We start from the raw sequence: 23,030 nt of genomic DNA on the forward strand, positions 1-23,030 counted from the left end.
CGCGGCCTCGATGACATCGTCGACCGGCTCGTCGTCGTACCAGCTGCAGGGGAAGACCACCCGCAGCGGGAGGCCGTCCCGCCGAGCGCGATCCGGGGCAATGTCGGGCACGGCCACGGGCGGGTCGTCGAGAGCGAGCACGCGGCAGCCGGCGAGAGATGTCGCGAGCTCCGGCCGGGTGACCAGGACCAGATCGGCGAACCGCGCGACCAACGCGAAGCGACGACGCGGCCGACGAGTGCGCGGACTGATGACCGCGGCCGAGTGCGCGTCGATGAGCACCGGGCGCGACGTCAGCCGCCCCCACACCAGTGCCAACACGACCAGCGGCAGCGGCGGGGCCATGACGATCAAAGCGTCCGCTCGGTGACGCCGCAACGCGCGAATGGTCAGCGCGAGCTGGATCGGATAACGCCACAGCACCGCGACGCGCTGTCCCAGCCGGCCGACGCTGACGAACTCGGCGGATGCGCCCAGCCGGTCAGCGAGATCGGCACTGCGCCCGTGGTAGCGGATCCACGAGAGCGACAGAACCGATGGCGTCGCCGTCACAGCCGGACCACGTTGTCGCCGCTGGGTGCGGCATTGCGGGTGTCGAACACGACGTCGCTCACCGCGGCGACCGCGTCGAGGTCGATCGCTGTGTGTGCAGTCAGGACAACGGCGAGGTCATACTGCCGGTCGAGTGAATCGGCGGAACGGAACGTGCGGCCGTCGATGGTGACCTCGGGCACGTGCGGGTCGATGTAGTCGACGTCTGCGCGAAGCGCGAGCAGCTTGCGCAGCACCTGCAGCGCCGGGGACTCGCGGCAGTCGCTGACGTCAGGCTTGTAGGCGACCCCGACGCAGAGCACACGCGATCGCGACACCGCGAAGCCGCGGTCGTTGAGCAGTTCAGTGATGCGGCTGACGGCGTAAGCCGGCATCCGCTCGTTGATCTCTTGTGCGAGCTCGACGAAGCGGAACTGGAAGCCGTGCTTGCGAACCGCCCACGACAGGTACGACGGATCGACGGGGATGCAGTGGCCGCCGACACCGGGACCGGGAAAGAACGGCATGAAGCCGAACGGTTTGGTCCCGGCAAGCCGGATGACTTCCCAGATGTCGATGCCGAGCGCGTGGCAATAAACCGTCAGCTCGTTGACCAACGCGATGTTGACGTGCCGGAAGGTGTTCTCCAGCAGCTTGGTGAGCTCCGCCTCCTTGGGCGAGGACACCGGAACCGTGGTCTCCACCAGGTCCGCGTAGAGGTGCTGCACTGCCGCGAGGGACTCCGGGTCGATCCCGGAGACCACCTTGGGGGTGTTCACGAAGGTGAACCGCGGGTTGCCCGGGTCGATCCGCTCCGGGCTGTAACCGACCGCGAAGTCCTGCCCGGCACGCAGCCCGGAACCACGCTCCAGCAAGGGGATCAGGATCTCCTCGGTGGTGCCCGGGTAGGACGTGGACTCCAGGATGACCGTGGACCCACGCCGCACCTGGGGAGCCAACGCCCGAGCGGCGTCCTCGATGAACGTCAGGTCCGGGTAGCCGTCCTTGAGCGGCGTGGGCACGGTGATGATCGCCGCGTCGAAGCCCGCGGCGTCGGAGTAGGCGGTGGAGGCCAGGTAGCGCCCGGTGGCCAGGGCGGCCTGCAGCTGGGCGTCCGACACGTCGTCGACGAAGGACCGCCCGTCCTGCAGTGCCCAGACCCGCACCGTGTCGGTGTCCAGCCCGACCACCCGATAGCCGACCTCGACCGCCCGCATGGCGACCGGCAGGCCCACATAGCCCTGGCCGATCACCACCAGCGTGCCCTTGATCTGGAAGTCCCAGGTGCTCATGCGATGGCCTTCCCGCTGGTAACAATGGGGATCTGCAGGTGGGCGGCCATCCACTCGACGGTCGCGGTCAATGCCTCGGTCAACGGCATCTGCGCCAGGTCCGGGAACATCGCCCGCAGCCGGGTGTTGGCCGCCTGGGAGTGGCGCACGTCGCCGGCCCGTTCCGCGCCGTGGATGGCGGCCACCGGGGTGCCGAGGATCTCGGCCAACATGGCGATCAGCGCCTTGAGCGTGGTGGAAGTACCCCAGGCCAGGTTGACCGGGCCGGGGCTGGTCAGCCGATCCAGCGCGGTGCGGGCCAATACCTGGGCCACGGTGGCCACGTAGGTGAAGTCCCGGCTCTGCTCGCCGTCGCCGTGCACGGTCACCGGCTCCCCGCGCAACGCGGCGGCGATGAAAGACGGGATCACCGCGGCGTAGGCGTGGTCGGCGGCCTGCAGCGGGCCGAACACGTTGAAGAACCGGAACACCGTGGTCGGCACCCCGAAGGACTCCTGGTAGGCGCGGGCGTAGGCCTCGCTGGCCAACTTGCTGGCCGCATAAGGGCTGGCCGGCATGGTCGGCATGTCCTCGGACTTCGGCTGCACCGGGTTGCGCCCGTACACCGAGGAGGACGAGGCCACCACCAGGTGCGCCCCGGCATGGCGGGCCGCCTGGGCCACGTACAACGTGCCGGTGGCGTTCACCTCGTGGCTGCGCACCGGCTCGAGAATCGAGCGCGGCACTGACGGGACCGCGGCCAGGTGCACGACCGAGTGGGCGCCCTGGCAGGCCTGCGCCAGCAGGTCGGTGTCCAGGATGGAGCCCACCAGCAGGTCGACGTCGATGTCGGAGAGGTTCTCCAGCCGACCACTGCTCAGATCATCGATGACGGTGACCGCGGCACCGCGGCGACGCAGCTCCGCGCACAGGTTGGCGCCGATGAATCCGGCCCCCCCGGTAACCACAACCTTCACGGGATCCCCTTCCGGCGATGTGGCGGGCGCGGGCACCGTGGCGGTGGCCCACGACGTGCCGCGGTCCTCGACAGGCACCGGGAGGCTCGCCGTGCTGCGCTGCCGGACGACCCGGGAGCGGCCGGTGGCCAGCTGCTCGAGGACGTGGATCATCGGTTCGGGTCCACCCAGACCGCGCAGGTCGGGCAGATGTGCCACGGACAGCGGCTGCACCTCGACGTGCGAGATCAGCGGGTGCAGCGGACGGGCGTCGACCTCACCGTCGGAGAACAGCTCCTCGTGCAGCTTCTCCGCCTCGCGCAGACCGGTGAAGATGATCTCGACCTGACGGCCCACCAGTTCCATCATGCGGTGGGCCAGGTCGACGATGCGCACCGGGGAACCCATGTCCAGCACCAGCACCTCGCGGGGACGCCCGATGGCACCGGCCTGCACGACCAGCTCGCACGCCTCCTGGATGGTCATGAAGAACCGGGTGACGTTCGGGTGCGTGATGGTCAGTGGAGCACCCATGGCGATCTGCCCGGCGAAGGTGGTGAGCACCGACCCGCGGCTGCCCAGCACATTGCCGAAGCGCACCGACAGGTAGGTGGAGTCGATGCCGCCCGCGCCGGCGATCAACCGCTCGCCGACCCGCTTGGTCAGGCCGAGCACGCTGGACGGATTGGCCGCCTTGTCGGTGGAGATGCCCACGAACCGGTCCACCCCCGCGCGGCGGGCCGCTTCGATGACATTGGCGGTGCCCAGCACGTTGGACTTCCAGGCCTCCATCGGGTATTGCTCGAGCATGGGCAGGTGCTTCAGCGCCGCGGCGTGGAAGACGACCTGCGGGCGGCGGGCAAGGAAGTGCTCGTGAAGCGTGTCGGCGTCCCGGATGCTGGCCAGCAGCAGTTGCCGGGAGTCCATCAGCGCATCCTGATGGATGCTCAGGTACACGGCGTGCAGGGCGGATTCGTCGTGGTCGAGCATGACCAGCTCGGCCGGGCCGAACGCCCGGATCTGCCGACACAGCTCGGAACCGATGGATCCCCCGGCGCCGGTGACCAGCACCCGCTTACCGGTCAGATACCCGCCGACCTCGCGGATGCCGGTGTCGATCGGGTCGCGACCGAGCAGGGTATGGACCGGGAGATCGGTCAGATCGGCCAGATCCAGCGGCCGTGGCTGGGCGCCGGTGTGGCAGTTGATGTGGTCGTGGGGCGAAGTCATCGGTGCACCTGTCCTCGTCGGGCCCTCGCGGTCGTCTGTTGCCGGCGCAAGCTCATGTCGATGAGCCGTCACTGAGCCGGAATTCACTCGCGGTCGGCACCGCCTCGCTGTCGATCACGACCACCGGCGGTGGGACCGGGGCCGTCGAACGCTGCCCCGGCATGGGGTGCGCGTTCCAGTGGTCGCTGACCGGCGTAGCTGCCAGGGCGACCGGGTCGTAGAGCCCGGCGGGCGAGGCCGGGACAGGGTTGGTGTAAGGACTCGGGGTGTAAGGACTCGGGGTGTAGGTGCTCGGGATGTAGGTGCTCGGGATGTGGGTGCTCACCGGGTACGCGGGCGCCACCGGGTACGCGGGCGCCACCGGGACGTTGTTCGCCGGAGTGACCGGCGGCGCGGCCATGCGCACGGCGTTGCTCGGGTTGCGACCGGTGCTGTGGTAGGTGTAGCCGTAGCCGTACTGGTAGCTGTAGCCACCGCCGCGCTTGGACCGCGGGGCCATGGACAGCACCACGCCGAAGATCGGCGCGGACACCCGGCGGATGGTCTCCGCCGCGGCCTTCACCTGCTCGGCGCGCACCCAGCCGTGCCGGGAGACGAACAGCACGCCGTGGCAGTGCGCGGCCAGCACGGCGGCGTCGGCCACCGGCAGGGTCGGCGCGGCGTCGAAGATCACCACGTCGTAGCGGCGGTTCAGCTCGGCCAGCACCGAGGCCATCTGCGCGGAGGCGAGCAGCTCGCTCGGGTTCGGCGGCAGCGCGCCGGAGCCGAGGAAGTCCAGCAGCCCGCCGCCCCACGGCTGTAGCGCGACGTCGAGGTTGACCTGGCCGGTGAGCACGGTGGTCAGACCGACCGCGTTCTCCATGCCCAGGTACTCCGCGGCCTTCGGTCGACGCAGGTCGGCCTCGACCAACGCGACCCGGTTGCCGGCCTGCGCCATCGCGATCGCCAGGTTGCAGGCGGTGGTGGTCTTGCCCTCGTGCGGCAACGCGCTGGTGATGACGATCAACTTGTTGGTGTGGTCGAGGTCGACGTACTCCAGGTTGGTGCGCAGCTGCCGGAACGCCTCGGCCAGCGGGGCGCGCGGCTGGTCGTGCACGATCAGCGGCCGACCCTTGATGCCCGGGTCGTACTGGGTGGCACCGAGCACCGGCGCCCCGACCAGCTCGGCCAGCACGTCCGGGGACTTAACGCTGCGGTCCAAGGTGTGTCGGGCCACCGCCGCGGCCATGCCCGCCATCAGGCCGAGGACCAGGCCGAGCGCCAAATCGGTGTTCCGCTTCGGCGAGATCGGCGTGGACGGGACCTGCGCGTCCTGAATCTGACGCGCCACCACCAGCGGGGTTCCCTGCTCGGGCTGCTCCACCTCGGCGACGAGATTGGAAAAGTCCTTGGCGGCGGCGTCGACGATCTGCTTGGCCCGGGCCGGCGAGGCGTCCTTGGCGCTCAGCGTCATCAGCACGGTGTCCGGCTTGGCCGACGCGGAGATCACGCCCGGCGCGATCGGAAAACCGAGCTCGTCCGCGACCTGCTGGCGGATGCGCCGGTCGGTGGCCATATCCGTGTAGGACTTGATCTTCTGCTCGGAGAGCAGGCTGCCCTGGTAGGCCTGGTTGACGTCCTTGCCCAGGTCCGGGGTGGAGATGAAGAACTTCACGCTGGATGCATATTGCGGAGTGCTCAAGAAAGCAGCCGCACCACCGAGTCCGAGCCCCAGAGACAGGCCCAGCAGCACGAGAAACCATCGCTCGCGCAGGACGGTGAGGTAATCCCTGAAGTTCATTTGTTCCCCCGGATTCCATTGCAATTGCGCACCGTTAGACGGCCCGTTCGAATTCGACTCGCGCCCGATCATGGTCGGCGTGGACTGGGGTTCAACACCCGCTGGCCCGAACGGCTGAGGGACGAAAAGGACATCCCCGATACGAATCCGTTAACCGACCTCTGACCTGCCCTAACGGCCCATTGGTGCGCCTATATGAGGTCTTCACACGACGGCCGACGGCCGGGTGCCGCCGGCCGGGTCACCGGACCGCGGCCGAACGGGTGAATTTCGGACAATTCGTCACCGCGCCACGCCGGTGAAATTCGGACAATTCGCCGAAGGTGTCCGATTTGGCCCGGTTCGGGGGCGTTCGATCGGATGGTTTTGTCACGCCGAGGGCTCCTATTCTCACAAAGCCTGCGTAGGCGCCCGGCCAATGTGGTGCCATGAACCAACCGTGACTGAGAGGCAATGAACTCCCATGGGATATCGACTGGGGATCGATCTCGGGACCACCTCCACCTCCGCGGTGATAGTGCAGGCCGACGGCCGCGCCCAACCGGTGCTGCTGGCCGCGCCCGCGAAGGCCATGGACACCGCGGTGTTCATCGAGACCTCCGGGGCCGTGCACTGCGGAGCAGCAGCGCTACGTCGTGGCGCCGAGGACCCAACCCGACTGGTGCGTCGTTTCCTGCTGCGACTCGGCGACGCGGTGCCGATCACGGTTGGTTCGCGGGAGTCCGCGCACGTCTCGCTGCACCCGCAGGACATCGCGGCCGCGCTGGTGGCGTGGGTCATCGCCCGGGTGAGCGAGCAGCAGGGCGACGCGCCCGATGCCGTCGCGGTCACCCACCCCGCGGCGTGGGCCGCGCACAAGATCGAGCTGTTCAGCCGCGCGCTGACCGTGCGTGGACTCGGTGAGGTGCGCCTGATCAGTGATCACCTGGCTGCGGGCCGGGTTTACGCACACGTGTTGCAGGCCCGCGCCGGGGACGCCTTCGCGGTGTTCGACCTCGGCGGTACCTCGGCCGGGGCCGCGCTGCTGCGCGTCGACCCGGCGGGTGCGGTGTGGCCACTGGGTCGCCCCGAGTTCCGCCACGATCTGGGCGGCGCCGATCTCGACGACGCCGTGTTGGCCGAGGCGCTGGACGCACTGCCCATCGAGGTGCGCGGCACCGTGCTGGCGGCCACCGCCGACGGCGGCCACGCCCCGGCGCTGGACGCATTGCGCGCCGCCGCCCGGCTGGCCAAGGAGGAATTGTCCAGCAAGACCGAGACCGTCATCGCGTTGCAGGTGGACGGCCAACCGGTGAGCGTGACGATCACCCGGGCCGGGTTCGAGGCCCGGCTGGGCGACCGGCTCGACCCGGCCTTCCGGCTCATTGACGACGCGGTCGCCGGTGCCGGCCTGGACCGTGCCGACCTGCGCGGGGTGTTGCTCTGCGGCGGCTCCGCGGCCGTGCCGCTGGTCATGGCGCAGTTGTTCGTTCGGTTCGGCCCGGAGCTGCGGCTGGTCCGCGAGCCGGACCCGGCCACCACGGCGGCGGCCGGTGCGGCGCTGACCCTGGACATGGGCACCGCCCCGGTGGTGCCCGCCGCGCGGGCGGCCGAGCGTCCGTTCACCCCGGAGCCGGGGGCCGGCATCGTTCGGGCGCGCAGCCGCGACGAAGCGCCCGACGCATTGATTCCGCACGCCGTCCCGGAACCCGCCGCGACCACCGCGGCCATTCCGCACCCGACGCCGGCCGCCGAGCCGATCACGCCGGACGCCCCGGCCCCTGTCGTGGCCCACCCGGTGCCTGCGGCGCGCGGCCCACTGCCCACCCCGAAGACCCCGCCCGCCCCGGCCCCGGTCGCGGCGCTGCCCGCGCAGCAGACCTCCGTCGATGAGGACTATCGGGACACGGTCGGCGCGCTGGCTCGCATCTCCCGGTACGAGAAGGACGTGCGGATCGGTACCGGTCGACCGATCTTCCACCGCGACACCGAGATCCGCCGCGAACTGCTCAGCGTGATTCCGGCCGCGACCGAGCTCGGTGCCCCGATGGCCCGCGCCGTGGTCGCCCCCCGGCGGGTCGGCAGCCTGGAGGACCTGCTGGCCGTGGTGCCCGCGCCGCGCCGCGCCGGCGTGGCCTACCCGGAGGAGCCCGCGCCCAAGGTCGTCCTGGAGCAGGATCTGGACGCCGAGGGCGCCGAGGTCATCGTCGAGTTCGCCGACGACCAGACCTCGCCCGAGGACTACGCCGAGCCGGACCTTCGGCCGCTGTGGCGTAAGGCCGCCTCCCGACTGACGCCGGCTCGGGTGATCACGCTGAGCGCGATCACCGTGGCGCTGTTCATCGGGGCCGGTGCCTGGAACGCGGCGGTGCCGGTGATCGGTGGCCACCACGACGCCAAGCCGAGCACGCCGGCGATCAGCGACCAGGTGCAGCCGCCGGCCTCGGACACCGCCGGGCAGACCAAGGCGAAGAAGGCCAAGAAGAAGACCCACAAGAAGGCGGCGGCGAACTCCGCGAACGTCGCCAACTAGCTACTTGGTCAGGCGCTGAGCTCCAGCGAGGCGTCCTCGCGCGCGGACTCCACGTCCAGCGCGATGGTGTCGTCGTGCATGGTCAGGTCGAGGTCGCCACGCACGCCGAGGTTGGCGATCCAGGTGGACACCCAGTCCGGGTCGTCGTCGGCCAGGGTCGAGGAACTGAAGTTCTCCAACACCGCCGCGGCGGCCTCGAAGGCCGCGGCGGTGAGTAGCCGCTGATCGGTGGCCTCGCGCTGGGCCATGGCGGCCCGGGCCCGCTCGGCGCGTGCCCGGCGCACGATCTCCTCGGCCTCGGCCTTGTCCGCGCGCAGCGTCACCACCTCGCGGCGCAGGGCGCCCGCGTCGGCGGTCAGCTCGTCGAGCTGCTTGCGCAACCCGGTGATGCTCTGCTGCAGCAACGTCAACTGTTCGCTGAACACGCTCTCGTCGCGCCGCCGCATGGACTCCTGCAGCGCGCTTTCCCGGGCGAAGCGACGGCCACGCCGGGCCGACCAACCGGCCACGGCCAACGCCACCAGCCAGGACGCCACCACCGCCAGCCGCAGCACCTGCAGGCTGCCGTTGATCACGGCGAGGGCCAACCCCGCGGTGGCCAGCGAGGCCACGGTGACCGGCGGCAGGGCGCGAACGACGGTGGATTGGCGATGACGGCCTCGAGTCATGTGCCCGAAAGTAACCCCTGTGACCAGAGATTCTGATGAGGCGCGCCGAGAAAAGGGCTCGGCCCCGGGGAGCGAGAAGCTCTCCGGGGCCGAGCGGGCGGGCGTCTAGCGGTTGCGCCAGTTTCCATTGCTGTTGTTGTTGGAGTACGACCCGTTGTTGTAGTTGTGTCCGCGCACCCGCACCCACTGGCAGTAGGTCCGGTGGTGGCGGTGGTGGTGGCGGTAGTACACGACCGTGTGGCACACCCGGCGGTAGTGCACGGATGCCTGGTCCGCGGAGGACTGCGAGGTGGTCGCCGCCCCCGCGGCCGGGGCCATCAGAGTGCCCGCCATGAGCGCGGCAACCGCGGTGCTGGTGAGCATTGAGAGCTTCTGCATCTGTCCCTGCCCCTGTCTGTCTCGGTGGGTTTCTTTCGGCACCAGCGTCATCTGACGGGGCATATGACAACAATGCGGACAGCCCGGGAGGGCACTGTCAGTACTCCCGGGTGATTTGGAGGAAGTTCTCAGACAGCGTGGTCGCGCGGGCCGGGCATCGTCCGGGATGGACCTTTGTCATCCGGCACCCGGCACACGTACTCGAGGAACAGGGCACCGGCGACCAGGCCCACCCCGGCGAGCACGGAGAGCCCGGACATGGCCGCCAGGTGCCGATGGCCGGGTTCGTCGAGGTTGCCCGCGAGGAACAACGCGTAACCGCCGTACAGGCCCACGGTGCCCGCGCCGACCGGCGAGGAGGCCCGGGCCAGCACCACGTACCGGGCGATGGTCAGCGGGTTGAGCACCGGCGCGCCGGGCACCCGGTCACGGGCGGCGCGCAACTTGGCGCGGGTGGTGAACGCAAGCACGAACAGGGTGACGGCGAACAGGATCAGCACCGAGGGTGCCGCCCCGGGCACCCGCGGCATGGGCCGGCCGGCTCCATCGAAGATCAGCCCGCCGCCCCAGCCGAGCGCACCGGCGAGGACCGCCACGGCGACCAGTACCGGCCGGCGCGTCGGCCTCACGGCAGGATCCGGTGGAACATCAGGCAGGCAGTTCCAGCTCCACGTCGGTCACCCGACGGATCGTCTGCAGGTCCACATCCAGCAGCAGGTCGGCGACCTTGCCCTTGTTGGGCAGTACCGCGTCGGGCTCGACGTCGTACCAGGGCGCCAGCACGAACGCACGCTGGTGCGCCCGCGGGTGCGGCAGGGTGATCGCCGGGTCGTCCAGCACCCGGTCGGCCAGCGCGATCACGTCGAGGTCCAGGCGCCGCGGTCCGCGCCGGTCCTCTCCCACCCGGGCACGACCGAACGCCTCCTCGACCGCGTGGCAGCGCTCCAGCAACGTGGCACCGGACATCTCGGTGTCCACGACCAGCACGGCGTTGAGGAACTTCGGGCCGTCCATCTCGGACTCCGGCAACGTCTCGTAGACCGGAGACACGCTCAGTCCCCAGATGCCAGGGGCGTCCAGAATCGCGTCGATCGCGTTCTGCAGATTCGAGGCGCGATCACCGGAGTTGCTGCCCAACGACAGCACCGCCCGTCGGATCGGACGCAGCTGACCGGTCAGGGTGTCATCGACGTGGAACGCCTGGGAGGACTCATTCACGTGCGGCTCCGCATGATCGTGACGGATACATCGTCGAAGGGCACCGACACCGGCGCGGCCGGTTTGTGCACGGTGACCTCCACTTGCATCACCCCCGGCCGGACCAGACACGCTTCGGCGACGCGTTGCGCGAGGGTCTCGATCAGGTTGACCGGTTCACCCTCGATCAATGCGACCACGTCCGAGGCGACCGCGGAATAGTCCACGGTTTCTCCCAGGTCGTCGCCGGCTGCTGCGGATCTGGTATCCAGCCCAAGTTCCACATCGACCCCGAACCACTGCCCGAGCGAACGCTCGGCCGGCAGTACGCCGTGCCGGCCGAACCCTCGCAGTCCGCGCAGTGCCACGCGGTCGAGTTGGAGCATTGAGGAGTCCTTTCGACCCTTGCCCACCGTCCTGCCCGGGCGCTGGGAATCCGACCGTACTACCCGGAGCCGGTCTCGGTCTCCTCGGCCTCTCTACCCCCGGACAACACCGGGGAGCCGTGACGCACCCACAAACGCCAACCGTCCCCCGTCCGCCGGAAAACGTTGGTGGCAATACCTTTAGCCCCGGCAAACGCCGTGGGATCGGTACCCGGCTCGTCATCATCCGCCGCGGTGATGATGTTTTCCACGCAGGTGAGCACCGCGACATCGCCGGCCAAACTCACTTCCACATCGGTGATAACGAACTGGATGTACGTGGTGTTGGCCATGATCATCGCCCAGGAGCGCAACACCTCCTCCCGACCGCGCAACAACGGCCAGCCGGGGTGCACACAGGAAACCGACGGGGCGAGTTCACCCCGGGCCCACAGGCGATCCATGACGTCCAGATCTGCACTCTCGAATGCGGCGTAAAGATCCTCGTTGAGCTCGAGGATGCGAGCCTCATCACTCATGTGGTCCCAGCCAGAGCTGCGGCCACCTCGACCGCGTCGCGGGAGCCGCGCGGGGCGTGCACCCGCACCGCCCACACCCCACCGGCGGCGGCCAGCGCGGTCAGCGCGGTGGTGGCCGCCTCCCGCTCCGCCACCGGCCGCAGACCCCGTTCATCGGCCAGCAGACGACCCAGGAAGGCCTTGCGGGAGCCGCCGATGAGCAGCGGGTGCCCCAGGGCGTGCAGGGCGGGCAACGCGCGCAGCAGCGTCCAGTTGTGCTCGGCGTTCTTGGCGAAGCCCAGGCCGGGGTCGAGCACGATGCGGTCCGGTTCGACGCCCGCGGCCACCGCGGCGTCCCGACAGTCGCGCAGCTCCTGCGCAACTTCCCCGACCACGTCGGTGTAGTGGGCCCGGTCGGCCATGTCCGAGCTCGGCCCGCGCGAGTGCATGAGGACGTACGGTACCCGGGCCGCCGCCACCACGTGCACCATGTCGGGGTCTGCGGCCCCCGCGCTCACGTCGTTGACCAGCACCGCGCCGAACGCGAGTGCCGCCGCGGCCACCTCGGCGCGGGTGGTGTCGATGCCGACCAGGAGACCGGCAGCGACCAGCGCACGGACGACCGGCTCGACGCGGCTTCGTTCTTCGGCCGCGTCGATGCGCCCGGCGCCGGGGCGGGTGGACTCCCCGCCGACGTCGATGAGGTCCGCACCGGCCGCGGCCAGCGCCCGGCCGTGCGCTACGGCCGTCTCGGTGTCCAGATACAGCCCGCCGTCGGAGAAGGAGTCCGGGGTCACGTTGAGCACGCCGATGACCAGGCAGCGGTCCGGTGCCGGCAAGCCCGGCACGGTGCGACGTCGCTGCTGCGGACCGGACACCCGGGCAACGCTACGGGGGGGGCGTTACCGGCGGTGTCGATCGCCCAGGATCAGGCTCATGGCCTCGGCGCGGGTGGACGCGCAGTCGTTGAGGGTGCCGCGCACCGCGGAGGTGATGGTCCGGGCGCCGGGCTTGCGGATGCCCCGCATGGTCATGCACAGGTGTTCCGCCTCGATCACCACGATGGCGCCCTGCGGCTCCAGGATGGTCATCAGCGAGTCGGCGATCTGGGTGGTCAACCGCTCCTGCACCTGCGGGCGGCGGGCGAACACCTCGACCAGGCGGGCCAGCTTGGACAGGCCGGTGATCTTGCCGGCCGCGGACGGGATGTAGCCGATGTGCGCGACCCCGTGGAACGGCACCAGGTGGTGCTCGCAGCAGGAGAACATCTCGATGTCGCGGACCAGCACCAGCTCGTCGTGGCCGATGTCGAAGGTGGTGGACAGCACCTCCTCGGGGCGCTGCCACAGCCCGCCGAAGATTTCCGCGTAGGCCCGGGCGACCCGCTCCGGGGTGTCCCGCAGTCCGTCGCGGTCGGGGTCTTCGCCGATGGCGAGCAGGATCTCCCGCACCGCATCGGCGACCCGCTTGGCGTCGTAGGGCGGACGGGGTAGTTCGTCGGGCTCCAGCGAGATCGGTTGCACCACGCGTACCACAGTACGTGGCAGGCCTCAGGCGCTCGGCGGGTCCCAGAGCGGACGGCCGGGGCGGCCGGCGTCCGGATTCGGCTCGTAGGCCGGGCGGTTGTCCGGCGGGTACACCGGCGTCGTGGGCGACGGCTCGGAGACGCCGTTGGCCAGCGCGATCTCCTTGGGCGTCAGCACCGGGCCGCGGTTGGACGGGATGCGCACGTGCGAACCGGTCCAGGCCGGGCGCTGCGGACGACGACGCAGGTCGGAGAAGATCGCTGCGACCTCGGCCTTGTTCAGCGTCTCCTTGTCCAGCAGCTCCAACACCAGCGCATCGAGCACGTCGCGGTTGTCCACGAGGATCTGCCAGGCCTCGTTGTGCGCGTTCTCGATGAGCTTCTTGACCTCCTCGTCGACGATCGCCGCGATCTCCTCGGAGTAGTCGCGCTGGTGGCCCATGTCCCGGCCGAGGAACACCTCGCCGTTGTCCGAGCCCAGCTTGATCGCGCCCAGCCGTTCGGTCATCCCGTACTGGGTGACCATGGCCCGGGCCAGCGCGGTGGCCTTCTCGATGTCGTTGGCCGCGCCGGTGGTGGGGTCGTGGAAAATCAGTTCCTCGGCTGCGCGCCCGCCCATCATGTAGGCCAGCTGGTCGAGCATCTCGTTGCGGGTGGTCGAGTACTTGTCCTCGTCCGGCAGCACCATCGTGTAACCCAGGGCCCGGCCGCGGGACAGGATCGTGATCTTGTGCACCGGGTCGGTCTGCGGCAGCGCCGCGGCCACCAGGGCGTGTCCGCCCTCGTGGTAGGCGGTGATCTTCTTCTCCTTCTCGTTCATCAAACGAGAGGACTTCTGCGGGCCGGCCACGACGCGGTCGATGGCCTCGTCCAGCGCGAGGTAGTCGATCAGCTTGCCGTCCTTACGGGCCGTCAGAAGTGCGGCCTCGTTGAGCACGTTGGCCAGGTCCGCACCGGTGAAGCCGGGCGTACGCCGGGCAATCGAGAGCAGGTCGACGTCCGCGGCCATCGGCTTGCCCCGGGCGTGCACTTTGAGGATGTCGTGTCGGCCGTGCAGGTCCGGACGCTCCACCGCGATCTGCCGGTCAAAGCGGCCCGGCCGCAGCAGGGCCGGGTCGAGAATGTCCGGCCGGTTGGTCGCGGCGATCAGGATGACGCCGCCCTTGACGTCGAAACCGTCCATCTCGACCAGCAACTGGTTGAGGGTCTGCTCGCGCTCGTCGTGCCCACCGCCCAGACCGGCACCCCGGTGGCGACCCACCGCGTCGATCTCGTCGACGAACACGATGGCCGGCGCGTTGGCCTTGGCCTGCTCGAACAGGTCGCGCACCCGGGAGGCGCCGACACCGACGAACATCTCGACGAAGTCCGAGCCGGAGATCGAGTAGAACGGCACCCCGGCCTCGCCGGCCACGGCGCGGGCCAGCAGGGTCTTGCCGGTGCCGGGCGGGCCGTAGAGCAGCACACCCTTGGGGATCTTGGCGCCCATGGCCTGGAACTTGCCGGGGGCCTCCAGGAACTCCTTGATCTCCTGCAGTTCCTCCACGGCCTCGTTGGCCCCGGCCACGTCGGCGAAGGTCGTCTTCGGGGTGTCCTTGGAGATCAACTTCGCCTTGGACTTGCCGAAGTTCATCACCCTCGAGCCGCCGCCCTGCATCTGATTCATCAGGAACAGGAAGACGACCACGATCAGCACGAACGGCAGCAGGGTGACCAGCAGCGAGACCAGGAAATTCTGCCGCGGGTTGTCGATGTCGTACTTGTCCGGGATGGTGCCGTCGGCGGACTTCTGCTGCAGCAGGGCAGCCAGGTCATCGCCCTGGCCCTCGATGTAGGAGGCCTGGATCTTGTCGTTCTTGACCGGCGGTTTGAGTGTGACGCGGATCTTCATTTCCTGGCCACCGACGAGGGTGGCGGACTTGACCTTGTTCTGGTCGATCGCGTCGATGACCGTGGCGGTGTCGACCTTCTTGTAGCCGTTGGCTGCGTCGAACACCCGGGAGAGCAGGATCACTGCCAGGACGGCGAGGATGATCCACACCACCGGGCCGCGTAGATAGCGCTTTACGTCCATCGCGACGGGGCGGAGCCCCGAACCTCCTGCCAACTGTTGCCGAGCGTGCGGGGTCGACCCCGAGAACCTGACGGTACTACGTCTTGACCTTCGGTGGCGGGCGCACAGGCGTCCTCGGTCCGGACGTATGAGTGCAGCTCAGCCATAGACATGAGGCTGCAGGGTGGCCACAAACGGCAGGTTTCGGTACCGCTCCCGGTAGTCCAGGCCGTAGCCGACCACGAACTCGTTAGGGATGTCGAAACCGAGGTAGCGCACGGGAACGTCGACCTCGGCCGCGTCCGGCTTGCGGAGCATGGCGAACACCTCGAGGCTGGCCGGCCCCCGGGAGGACAGGTTGGCGAGCAGCCAGGACAGCGTCAGCCCGGAGTCGATGATGTCCTCGACGACCAACACGTTGCGGTCGGACAGGTCCAGGTCGAGGTCCTTGAGGATGCGCACCACCCCGGAGGACTTGGTGCCGGAGCCGTAGGACGACACCGCCATCCAGTCCATCTCGACCGGGTGGGACAGGGCCCGGGCCAGGTCGGCCATGACCATCACCGCACCCTTGAGCACCCCGACCAGTAACAGGTCCCGGCCCGCATAGTCGGCGTCGATCTGCGCGGCCAACTCGAGCGTGCGCTCGGCGATTTCCTCGGCGGAGACCAGCACCTTCGCGATCTCGTCGCCCACGTCCTCGGCGTTCACGTGCTCCCTATGGTCAACGCGCTTCAATCGGCTCGGCAGCAAGAGCGAAGACGTGCTCTTGCTCCGCTCGCCTCAATCGCGCGTGCTCTCAATCGTCGGGGGACGGTCAAGTATCAGAATCCCATACCGCCGCAGCGCGCGCAGGTCGCCCGGCAGATGTACCGGCCCCTGCCCGTGCCAATCGGTGACCAGTGCGTCCAGGGCCGCAACGTGGCGCTCGGCCAGCGCTCCGGCCGGGGCGCCCGCGGCCAGCGCGGCGGCGCGCAGGATGCGGCTGCGCAGTGCGGCGGGCAGCGCGGCGAGCGCGGCACAGTCCAGGCCCTCATCCTGGGTCGCCGCGTGCCCGGCCTGCCCGGCCAGGGCATCCAGGGCATCGGCATCGGCGCGCAGCAGTCGAGCGGTGCGGGCCAGCGCCTCGGCAACGCCCGGGCCCAGCGCCTTCTCCAACGCGGGCAGCGCGTCCTGGCGGACCCGGACCCGGGCGTAGGCCGGGTCGAGGTTGTGCGGGTCGTGCCACAGGGTTAACCCGGCTGTCGCGACTGCTTGTGCCAGGTCCGCGCGGGGCAGGTCGAGCAGCGGGCGACGGTAGCGACCGGCGACCGGGGCCATGCCGGCCAGCGAGCGCGCGCCGGAGCCGCGGGCCAGGCCCAGCAGCACGGTCTCGGCCTGGTCGTCGGCGGTGTGCCCGAGCAGGATGGCCGCGGCGGCGTGCTGATCGGCGAAGGCGTCCAGGGCGGCGTAGCGGGCGGTGCGGGCGGCGGCCTCGGGGCCGCCGGCCTTCCCCACCTGCACCCGCACCCCTTCGACGGGGTCCAGGCCCAGGTTCTTCAGCGTCGTGACCACAGCCGCGGCGCGCTGCGCCGAGCCTTCCTGCAGGCCGTGGTCGACGGTGATGCCCGCGACTCGCAGGCTCGCCCGGGGTGCTTCGAAGGCCGTGGCAACCGCCAACGCCAATGAATCGCCGCCGCCGCTGCAGGCGACCACCACTGTTGCCCCCGGCTGGAGATCGGCGAGGGCGGTGCGGACGGCGCGGCGCACCCGGGCGACTGCCGGGTGAGGGCCCACTGGCTACTCGCCGCCGTGGGTGCCGGCCGAGACGGCGGCCGGGGCACCGTGCACCCGGCTGACCCAGTCGGCCGGTGCGTGGACCTCGTCCAGTGTGGGCAGCGTCTGCGGGGACTCCCACACCCGGTTGAAGCCCGCCATGCCGACCTGCTCGACGACCACGTCGACGAACTTCTTGCCGTCGCGGTACTGGCGCATCTTGGCCTCCATACCGAGGATGCGACGCAGAAATTGGTCGAGGCTGCCCGCGCTCGCGCGGCGGGTCTGGAACGCCTTGCGGATCTCCACGACGGTGGGCACGACGGTCGGACCGACGCCGTCCATGACGTGATCGGCGTGCCCCTCCAACAGGCTCATCACCGCGGTCAGCCGGTCCATGGTGGCGCGCTGCTCGGCGCTGCGCAGGATCAGGCTGACCAGGTCGACGCCGGGTTTGCCGCGGGCCGCGTCAGCGATCCCGCGCAGCACGTCGGTCATCCGGTGAAACAGCTCCCCGGCGTCCAGGTCGGCGCTGCCGATCAGCTCGCGGATCTCCCCGGCCAGGTGCTCGCGCAGCCATGGCACCGCGGTGAACTGCACCCGGTGGGTCTCCTCGTGCAGACAGACCCACCGGCGGAAGTCGGCCGCGTCGACCTTGAGCTGCTGCTCGACGGACACGATGTTCGGCGCGACCAACAGCAACGTCCCATAGCCCGGTGCGCCGACCGAGGGCAGGAATGCCTCGTACTGGCCGAGAATCTTGGTGCCGAGGTAGGCCAGCAGGCCGCCCAGTTCCATTCCGGTGGCCCGGCGGCCGACCGCGGAGATCACCCCGAGGCCGGGTGTTCGGGTCGCGGCGAGCTTGTCCAGCAGCGGCTCGGACATCGCACGGAAACCGTCGATGTTGACCTCGACCCAGCCCTGCCGGTCCACCACCCGCACCGGCGAGCCGTCGTCCGGCGCCTGCAGCCCGGTGAACTCAGCCACGTGCCGCCGGGACTCCGCCGCGTACCGCCGCAACTCCTCCACCACGGCGTGCACCTCGGCCGGCGGCATCGCCGGCGGCGAGGGCATCAGCCGCTTGGCGGTGGCCGCCGCCAACTTCCAGTCGACCATCGCGGCCCCACCCGAAATCCCCATGCCCTCCACCGTAATGCGCAGCGCCGGCCACCGTCCCATGGCGCATGTCATGCGTAACGGGGCCTTGTCAGGCGTCCAGACGCCTGACAAGGCCGTTTTGCGCATGACATGCGCAACGGTGGGGGGCGCTGGACTAGCGGCAGCCGCAGGCGATCAGCGCGGCGGCGACGCGCTCGATGGCGATGCGGGCGTCGCGGCCGTAGCCGCCGGCCACGTTGTCCGCGGCCATGTCGAAGCTGAGCAACCGGCCGTCGGCATCGGGCAGGATCCCGGTCAGCGAGGTCACGCCCTGCAGGCTGCCGCTCTTGGCCCGCAGCAGGCCGCGGGCAGCTTGCGACTTGGCGTCGTAGAAGTGCAGCTGCAGGGTGCCGGAAACGCCGGCCGGGGCCAGCGCGGCGATCAGCACGCGCAGCGCGTCGTTGGGGCTGGTCGCGGCCATGGCCAGGGTCTGGGCGAGGACCCGCGGCGGGATGCGGTCGTGCCGGGACAGCCCCGAGCCGTCGTAGGTGGTCACCCCGGTCATGTCCACGCCGAGCTTGGCGACCTCGTCGTGCACCGCGGCCGCGCCGTTCTCGAACGTGCCCGGAAGTCCATCGTGCACAGCAACCTGACGGGCCATCGCCTCGGCGATGTCGTTGTCGGAGAACACCAGCATCTGTTCCAGCTCCGCGGAGATCGGGGCGGAGGAGACGTCGGCGATGGTGGGGAGTCCCTTGGGCGCGGTGGCCTCGGTGGGTTTGCCGACCACCTCGATGTCGGCCTTGCGCAGCTCGTCGACGAACATCGCGGCGGTGTGCCCGGCCGGGTCGTTGACCCGCCCGCCGTCCAGCGGAGCGATCCGACCCTGGTCCGCGGACAACCCCATCACCGGGCCCACCACGTCGCCGGTGTAGCCGCGCTCCCACTGCGGGGAGGCGGCGGGTCCGGAGAAGAACGACGAGTCGAACTGCAGGTGCACCACGTGCACGCCGTCGGCGGCCAGCGACTTCGCGGTCTGCTGCGCCAGGTCGTCCAGGTGCGCCCGCGGCGGGTAGGCGGGGATCTTGTTGCTGCCGGTGGGCAATGAGGTCAGCAGCGGGTCGCCGCCGCCGACCAGCACGATCGTCGGGGTGGGGGCGGCGCTCGGGGCGCTCGTCGCGGTCGCGTTGGGCGTCGGCGAGGTGGTCGGGGCGGTATCGGGCAGTCGCACCACAGTGGTGTGCAGGTGGGCGTCCGGACCGAGGGTGGCCAGCGCCGCGGCGGCGGTGAGCACCTTGGTGGTCGAGGCCGGGGTGATCGGGGTGCTGCTGCCCAGCGAGAGCAGCTCTTGCCCGGTGGCCACGTCCACCACGGACAGGCCCACCGAGGGCCCCAGGGCCGAGTTGGCGAGCAGCTTGGCCAACGCGACGCCGAGCCCCAGCCGGCTGGGCTGCGGGCCCGTGCCGGGGGTGATCGGGGCGAGCACCGCGCCCGGCGGCGCCGCCGGAGCGTCCGACGGGGTGACCGGGCCGGGCGCGGCCGCGGCGTGCGCCACCGTGGGCACCGCGACCACCAGCGCGGCCAGCGCAGCGCCGATCGATGACCGCATGGGCCCCCCTCGCCTCACCCGTTTGGCTCGACGATAACGGCGCATCAGCGGGCCGGGCGGCAGCACGCCGAACTCCCGGGTGGAGAATGTGCCCTCGTGGAGCCAATGCAGTTCGACGTCACCATTGAGATCCCCAAGGGTCAGCGCAACAAGTACGAGGTGGATCACACCACCGGCCGGATCCGGCTGGACCGGATGCTGTTCACCTCCACGCGCTATCCCGCCGATTACGGCTTCATCGACGGCACCCTGGGCGAGGACGGCGACCCACTGGACGCCCTGGTCCTGCTCGACGAGCCGACCTTTCCCGGTTGTCTGATCCTGTGCCGCGCCATCGGCATGTTCCGGATGACCGACGAGAAGGGCGGGGACGACAAGGTCCTGTGCGTCCCCGCGAACGACCCGCGGATGGAGCACATCCGCGACATCCACCACCTGTCCGAGTTCGACCGCCTGGAGATCCAGCACTTCTTCGAGGTCTACAAGGACCTGGAGCCGGGCAAGTCGGTCGAGGGTGCCACCTGGGTGGACCGGAACGCGGCCGAAGTGGAGATCGATGCCTCGCGCGAGCGTTTGCGGCACCAGCACCATTGACCCTGCCGATCACCGGTGCGGGCGTCGCCATCTGAACGTCACATACGACAACCCCGTTGTGCGCCGCGCTTAACAGTCGGCACACGGTCGCGCAACACGTGCGGGCGAGCATCGGGGAATGACTGCTGCCCCCGAAATGCACGCCGCCACCGTCGCCGAACGCTCAGCCGCGACGCACGCGGCTTCCCGGCCGCACTGGATCGACGACTGGGATCCGGAGGACCCGAGGTTCTGGGCCGAGAAGGGCTCGAAGATAGCCGGGCGAAACTTGATCTTCTCGATCTTCTCCGAGCACATCGGGTTCTCGATCTGGACGATGTGGTCGACGCTGATCCTGTTCCTGGGGCCCAAGTACGGCTTCAACCCCAACGCTCCCGGCCACACCGCTGCCTCGGTGGCCGCGGACAAGTTCCTGCTGGTCTCGGTGCCCGCCGCGGTGGGGTCTGCGCTGCGCCTGCCGTACACGTTCGCGGTGGCCAAGTTCGGCGGCCGCAACTGGACGATCGTCTCCGCGGCGCTGCTGCTCCTGCCCACGGTGCTGCTCGCGCTGATGCTGCATCCCGGGCACCCCAGCGCGGCCAATCCCAAGGTTTTCGAGGGCTACACCAGCTTCGGAATGCTGATTTTCCTGGGCGCGGTGGCCGGGGTCGGCGGTGGCAACTTCGCCTCCTCGATGGCGAACATCAACAACTTCTACCCGTCCCGGCTCAAGGGCTGGGCGCTGGGCCTGAACGCCGCGGGCGGAAACCTGGGTGTGGCCACCATCCAGCTGGTCGGCCTGTGGGTGTTGGCCACCAAGGGGGTGGACCACCCCAAGCTCGTAGTCGGTGTCTACATCCCGCTGATCGCAATCGCCGCGCTGTGCGCGGCGCTGTTCATGGACAACATCACCGGGGCCACCAACGAGAAGGGCGCCATGCGCGAGGTCTGCAAGGACCCGCACACCTGGATCATGTCCTTCCTCTACATCGGTACCTTCGGCTCGTTCATCGGCTTCAGCTTCGCGTTCGGGCAGCTGTTGACGGTTCAGTTCCCAACCCATTTCCCGAAGATCGACCCGGTGACCCACAAGGCCGTCACCGACGCGGTCACCCACAAGGGCATTGTCGACGCCGTCAAGGTCGCGCACTGGACCTACCTGGGCCCGTTGATCGGCTCGCTGTCCCGCCCGATCGGCGGCTTCCTGGCCGACCGCCTCGGCGGGGCCAAGGTCACCTTCTGGAACTTCGTTGCGATGGCGCTGTTCGCCACGCTGGCGTTGACCGCGTCGGAGCAGAAGTCCTTCGGCCTCGCGATCGCCGCATTCACCGGGCTGTTCCTCACCGCGGGCCTGGGCAACGGCTCCACCTACAAGATGATCCCGACGATCTTCGGGGCCAAGGCGACGATGGCGGTCAGCGAGGGGCAGGATCCGGCAGGCGCGCAAACGCACGCCCGGCGCATGTCCGGTGCGCTGATCGGGATCGCCGGGGCCATCGGCGCCGGCGGCGGGGTACTGGTGAACATTGCCTTCCGCCAGTCCTTCCTGCACACCAAATCCGGCAACGATGCCTACGTCGCCTTCCTCGCCTTCTACGCGGTGTGCTTCGTGCTCACCTGGGCCGTGTATCTGCGGCCGGGTCGCAGGCTGGAAACCGTCTAGAGCCGGACGGCACGAAGCCCCCGGGGCGCTTCCACCGAAGTCGCGCCGGGGGCTTCGCTCCGTCCGCAGCACCGGATCCAGCCGGGACGCCGGACCCGTCCTACTGTGCGGGACGGTTCTTCGTGATGTCTTCAGGTGGGCACACCATAGACGTCGGGTCTTGCCACCATCATTCGGCCCCCGTCGGCGAAGCGGACGGACACTTTCGGGGATTTTGTCCGAACTTGGCCGGGCTGCGGCGGCGCGGGTGGCCCCGCCGGCAGCATGACCGCATGGACGTGCTGGCCGGTCGGATCCTGTTGCACCCCGTCGACCGGGCCCGCTCCGTGCGGTTCTACCGCGATGTGCTGGGCCTGGCGGTGGCCAGGGAGTTCGGGCCGGCGGAGAACCCGGGCACCGTGTTCTTTCTCGGAAATGGCCTGCTGGAAATCTCGGCGGCGGCCGCAGCCGGGCCGCCGGCCGGATTCGCGTTGTGGCTGCAGGTGCGCGATGTGAAAGCCGAACACGCCCGCCTGCAACAGGCGGGCGTGCCGGTGTTGCGCGAGCCCCGGACCGAGCCGTGGGGACTGATCGAATGTTGGATCGCCGACCCCGACGGGGTGCGGGTGGTCCTGGTCGAGGTGCCGCCGGAACACCCGCTGCGCCGCGACCTTCGAACGTAACTGCTCAGAACTTGAACTCGACGGGCGCCGCGTGCTCCCCGAAGCCCTCGACGGCCGGGGGCCCGGCCGGTGCGGGCACGTGCCCGAGCTGCTCCGGCTTGATCCGCATGACCTTGGCCACCCACGCCGGCATCCACCAGTTCGCCTTGCCGAACAGGGCCACCAGAGCCGGCACCAACAGCGCCCGCACGATGGTGGCGTCGAGCAGGATGCCGATGCCCAGCGCGGTGGCGAACACCTTGATGTCGGTGCCCGGTGAGGCGGCGAGTGCGACGAAGGACAGGAACAGGATCATCGCGGCGCCGGTGACGAGCCGTCCGGTGCGACCCAGGCCCTGGATCACCGCCTGCGAGGTGCTGCCGGTGCGGTCGTACTCCTCTCGCATGCGGGCCAGGATGAACACCTCGTAGTCCATGGACAGGCCGAACAGGAACGCGAAGATGATCATCGGCACCCAGAAGCTGACCGCCCCGGTCGCCGGGATGTTGAACAGCTGTTTCGAGCCGTGCCCGTCCTGCCAGAACCACACGGTGGCACCGAACGTCGCGCACACCGAGACGATGTTGAGCAACACGGCCTTGATCGGCAGCAGGATCGACCGGAACGTGCGCACCAGCAGCAGGAACGTGACCAGGGCGATGATGCCGAGGCTGTACGGGAAGTTCTTGTAGACCGCGTTGATGCTG

At 69.7% G+C, this 23,030-nt stretch carries 22 protein-coding genes; 4 read left to right on the top strand and 18 right to left on the bottom strand.

Annotated features, from left to right (window positions below):
- The 4 genes from VGJ14_20025 to VGJ14_20040 form a co-directional block, all read right to left on the bottom strand.
- Nucleotides 1-552, bottom strand: a 552-nt coding sequence (locus tag VGJ14_20025; GenBank protein ID HEY2834716.1) for a hypothetical protein, incomplete at its 3' end; no start/stop codon positions are given.
- Nucleotides 549-1,823, bottom strand: coding sequence for a nucleotide sugar dehydrogenase (locus tag VGJ14_20030; protein HEY2834717.1), 1,275 nt, complete (start codon nucleotides 1,821-1,823; stop codon nucleotides 549-551). The genes VGJ14_20025 and VGJ14_20030, both read right to left, overlap by 4 nt.
- The gene (locus tag VGJ14_20035) at nucleotides 1,820-3,988 is read right to left on the bottom strand and encodes a polysaccharide biosynthesis protein (protein HEY2834718.1); all 2,169 of its coding nucleotides are present in this window, start codon (nucleotides 3,986-3,988) and stop codon (nucleotides 1,820-1,822) included. The genes VGJ14_20030 and VGJ14_20035 overlap by 4 nt, the downstream gene beginning before the upstream one ends.
- A 52-nt stretch (nucleotides 3,989-4,040) precedes the next feature.
- Complete coding sequence (locus VGJ14_20040) at nucleotides 4,041-5,840, bottom strand: polysaccharide biosynthesis tyrosine autokinase (GenBank protein HEY2834719.1); 1,800 nt, start codon at nucleotides 5,838-5,840, stop codon at nucleotides 4,041-4,043.
- 391 nt (nucleotides 5,841-6,231) lie between these two features.
- Here VGJ14_20040 and VGJ14_20045 point away from each other — a divergent pair, with 391 nt between their 5' ends.
- Nucleotides 6,232-8,280: an Hsp70 family protein gene (locus VGJ14_20045; protein ID HEY2834720.1), complete on the top strand. Its 2,049-nt coding sequence runs from the start codon at nucleotides 6,232-6,234 to the stop codon at nucleotides 8,278-8,280.
- Between the two features lie 8 nt (nucleotides 8,281-8,288).
- On the opposite strand, the gene VGJ14_20050 is transcribed toward VGJ14_20045, so the two are convergent.
- The 13 genes from VGJ14_20050 to dacB all read right to left on the bottom strand — a co-directional run bounded on the left by VGJ14_20050 (nucleotide 8,289) and on the right by dacB (nucleotide 19,446).
- Nucleotides 8,289-8,948: a hypothetical protein gene (locus VGJ14_20050; protein ID HEY2834721.1), complete on the bottom strand. Its 660-nt coding sequence runs from the start codon at nucleotides 8,946-8,948 to the stop codon at nucleotides 8,289-8,291.
- Between the two features lie 105 nt (nucleotides 8,949-9,053).
- The gene (locus VGJ14_20055) at nucleotides 9,054-9,326 is read right to left on the bottom strand and encodes a hypothetical protein (protein ID HEY2834722.1); all 273 of its coding nucleotides are present in this window, start codon (nucleotides 9,324-9,326) and stop codon (nucleotides 9,054-9,056) included.
- Between the two features lie 128 nt (nucleotides 9,327-9,454).
- Complete coding sequence (locus VGJ14_20060; GenBank protein HEY2834723.1) at nucleotides 9,455-9,955, bottom strand: DUF3180 domain-containing protein; 501 nt, start codon at nucleotides 9,953-9,955, stop codon at nucleotides 9,455-9,457.
- A gap of 19 nt (nucleotides 9,956-9,974) precedes the next feature.
- A complete protein-coding gene (gene folK / locus VGJ14_20065) occupies nucleotides 9,975-10,544 on the bottom strand; it encodes a 2-amino-4-hydroxy-6-hydroxymethyldihydropteridine diphosphokinase (GenBank protein HEY2834724.1) in 570 nt (189 codons plus the stop codon).
- A complete protein-coding gene (gene folB / locus VGJ14_20070) occupies nucleotides 10,541-10,909 on the bottom strand; it encodes a dihydroneopterin aldolase (GenBank protein HEY2834725.1) in 369 nt (122 codons plus the stop codon). The genes folK and folB overlap by 4 nt, the downstream gene beginning before the upstream one ends.
- Before the next feature lie 59 nt (nucleotides 10,910-10,968).
- Complete coding sequence (locus VGJ14_20075) at nucleotides 10,969-11,427, bottom strand: nuclear transport factor 2 family protein (GenBank protein ID HEY2834726.1); 459 nt, start codon at nucleotides 11,425-11,427, stop codon at nucleotides 10,969-10,971.
- Nucleotides 11,424-12,284 (bottom strand): dihydropteroate synthase, encoded by an 861-nt coding sequence (folP, locus tag VGJ14_20080; GenBank protein ID HEY2834727.1) that lies wholly within the window; start codon nucleotides 12,282-12,284, stop codon nucleotides 11,424-11,426. Before folP ends, VGJ14_20075 begins: the two co-directional genes overlap by 4 nt.
- A 24-nt stretch (nucleotides 12,285-12,308) precedes the next feature.
- Nucleotides 12,309-12,932 carry a GTP cyclohydrolase I FolE gene (gene folE / locus VGJ14_20085; protein HEY2834728.1) on the bottom strand — a complete coding sequence of 208 codons (624 nt, stop codon included), beginning with the start codon at nucleotides 12,930-12,932 and terminating at the stop codon, nucleotides 12,309-12,311.
- Nucleotides 12,933-12,956: 24 nt separating this feature from the next.
- Nucleotides 12,957-15,005: an ATP-dependent zinc metalloprotease FtsH gene (gene ftsH / locus VGJ14_20090; protein ID HEY2834729.1), complete on the bottom strand. Its 2,049-nt coding sequence runs from the start codon at nucleotides 15,003-15,005 to the stop codon at nucleotides 12,957-12,959.
- Between the two features lie 138 nt (nucleotides 15,006-15,143).
- A complete protein-coding gene (hpt, locus tag VGJ14_20095; GenBank protein HEY2834730.1) occupies nucleotides 15,144-15,695 on the bottom strand; it encodes a hypoxanthine phosphoribosyltransferase in 552 nt (183 codons plus the stop codon).
- 72 nt (nucleotides 15,696-15,767) lie between these two features.
- Nucleotides 15,768-16,760, bottom strand: a complete 993-nt coding sequence (gene tilS / locus VGJ14_20100) for a tRNA lysidine(34) synthetase TilS (GenBank protein ID HEY2834731.1) — start codon at nucleotides 16,758-16,760, stop codon at nucleotides 15,768-15,770.
- A gap of 3 nt (nucleotides 16,761-16,763) precedes the next feature.
- Nucleotides 16,764-17,879, bottom strand: a complete 1,116-nt coding sequence (locus VGJ14_20105) for a zinc-dependent metalloprotease (protein HEY2834732.1) — start codon at nucleotides 17,877-17,879, stop codon at nucleotides 16,764-16,766.
- 133 nt (nucleotides 17,880-18,012) lie between these two features.
- Nucleotides 18,013-19,446, bottom strand: coding sequence for a D-alanyl-D-alanine carboxypeptidase/D-alanyl-D-alanine-endopeptidase (gene dacB, locus VGJ14_20110; GenBank protein ID HEY2834733.1), 1,434 nt, complete (start codon nucleotides 19,444-19,446; stop codon nucleotides 18,013-18,015).
- 105 nt (nucleotides 19,447-19,551) lie between these two features.
- On the opposite strand from dacB, the gene VGJ14_20115 reads away from it, so the two are divergent.
- The 3 genes from VGJ14_20115 to VGJ14_20125 all read left to right on the top strand — a co-directional run bounded on the left by VGJ14_20115 (nucleotide 19,552) and on the right by VGJ14_20125 (nucleotide 22,344).
- Nucleotides 19,552-20,040 carry an inorganic diphosphatase gene (locus tag VGJ14_20115; GenBank protein HEY2834734.1) on the top strand — a complete coding sequence of 163 codons (489 nt, stop codon included), beginning with the start codon at nucleotides 19,552-19,554 and terminating at the stop codon, nucleotides 20,038-20,040.
- 118 nt (nucleotides 20,041-20,158) lie between these two features.
- On the top strand, nucleotides 20,159-21,682 hold the full coding sequence (locus VGJ14_20120; protein HEY2834735.1) for an MFS transporter: 1,524 nt from the start codon (nucleotides 20,159-20,161) through the stop codon (nucleotides 21,680-21,682).
- Nucleotides 21,683-21,954: 272 nt separating this feature from the next.
- A complete protein-coding gene (locus tag VGJ14_20125; protein ID HEY2834736.1) occupies nucleotides 21,955-22,344 on the top strand; it encodes a VOC family protein in 390 nt (129 codons plus the stop codon).
- 4 nt (nucleotides 22,345-22,348) lie between these two features.
- Here VGJ14_20125 and VGJ14_20130 read toward each other — a convergent pair.
- A partial coding sequence (locus VGJ14_20130; protein HEY2834737.1) for an MMPL family transporter occupies nucleotides 22,349-23,030 on the bottom strand: 682 nt, incomplete at its 5' end.

The organism is Sporichthyaceae bacterium, from assembly GCA_036493475.1.
In the GTDB taxonomy this organism is placed as follows: Bacteria; Actinomycetota; Actinomycetes; order Sporichthyales; family Sporichthyaceae; genus DASQPJ01.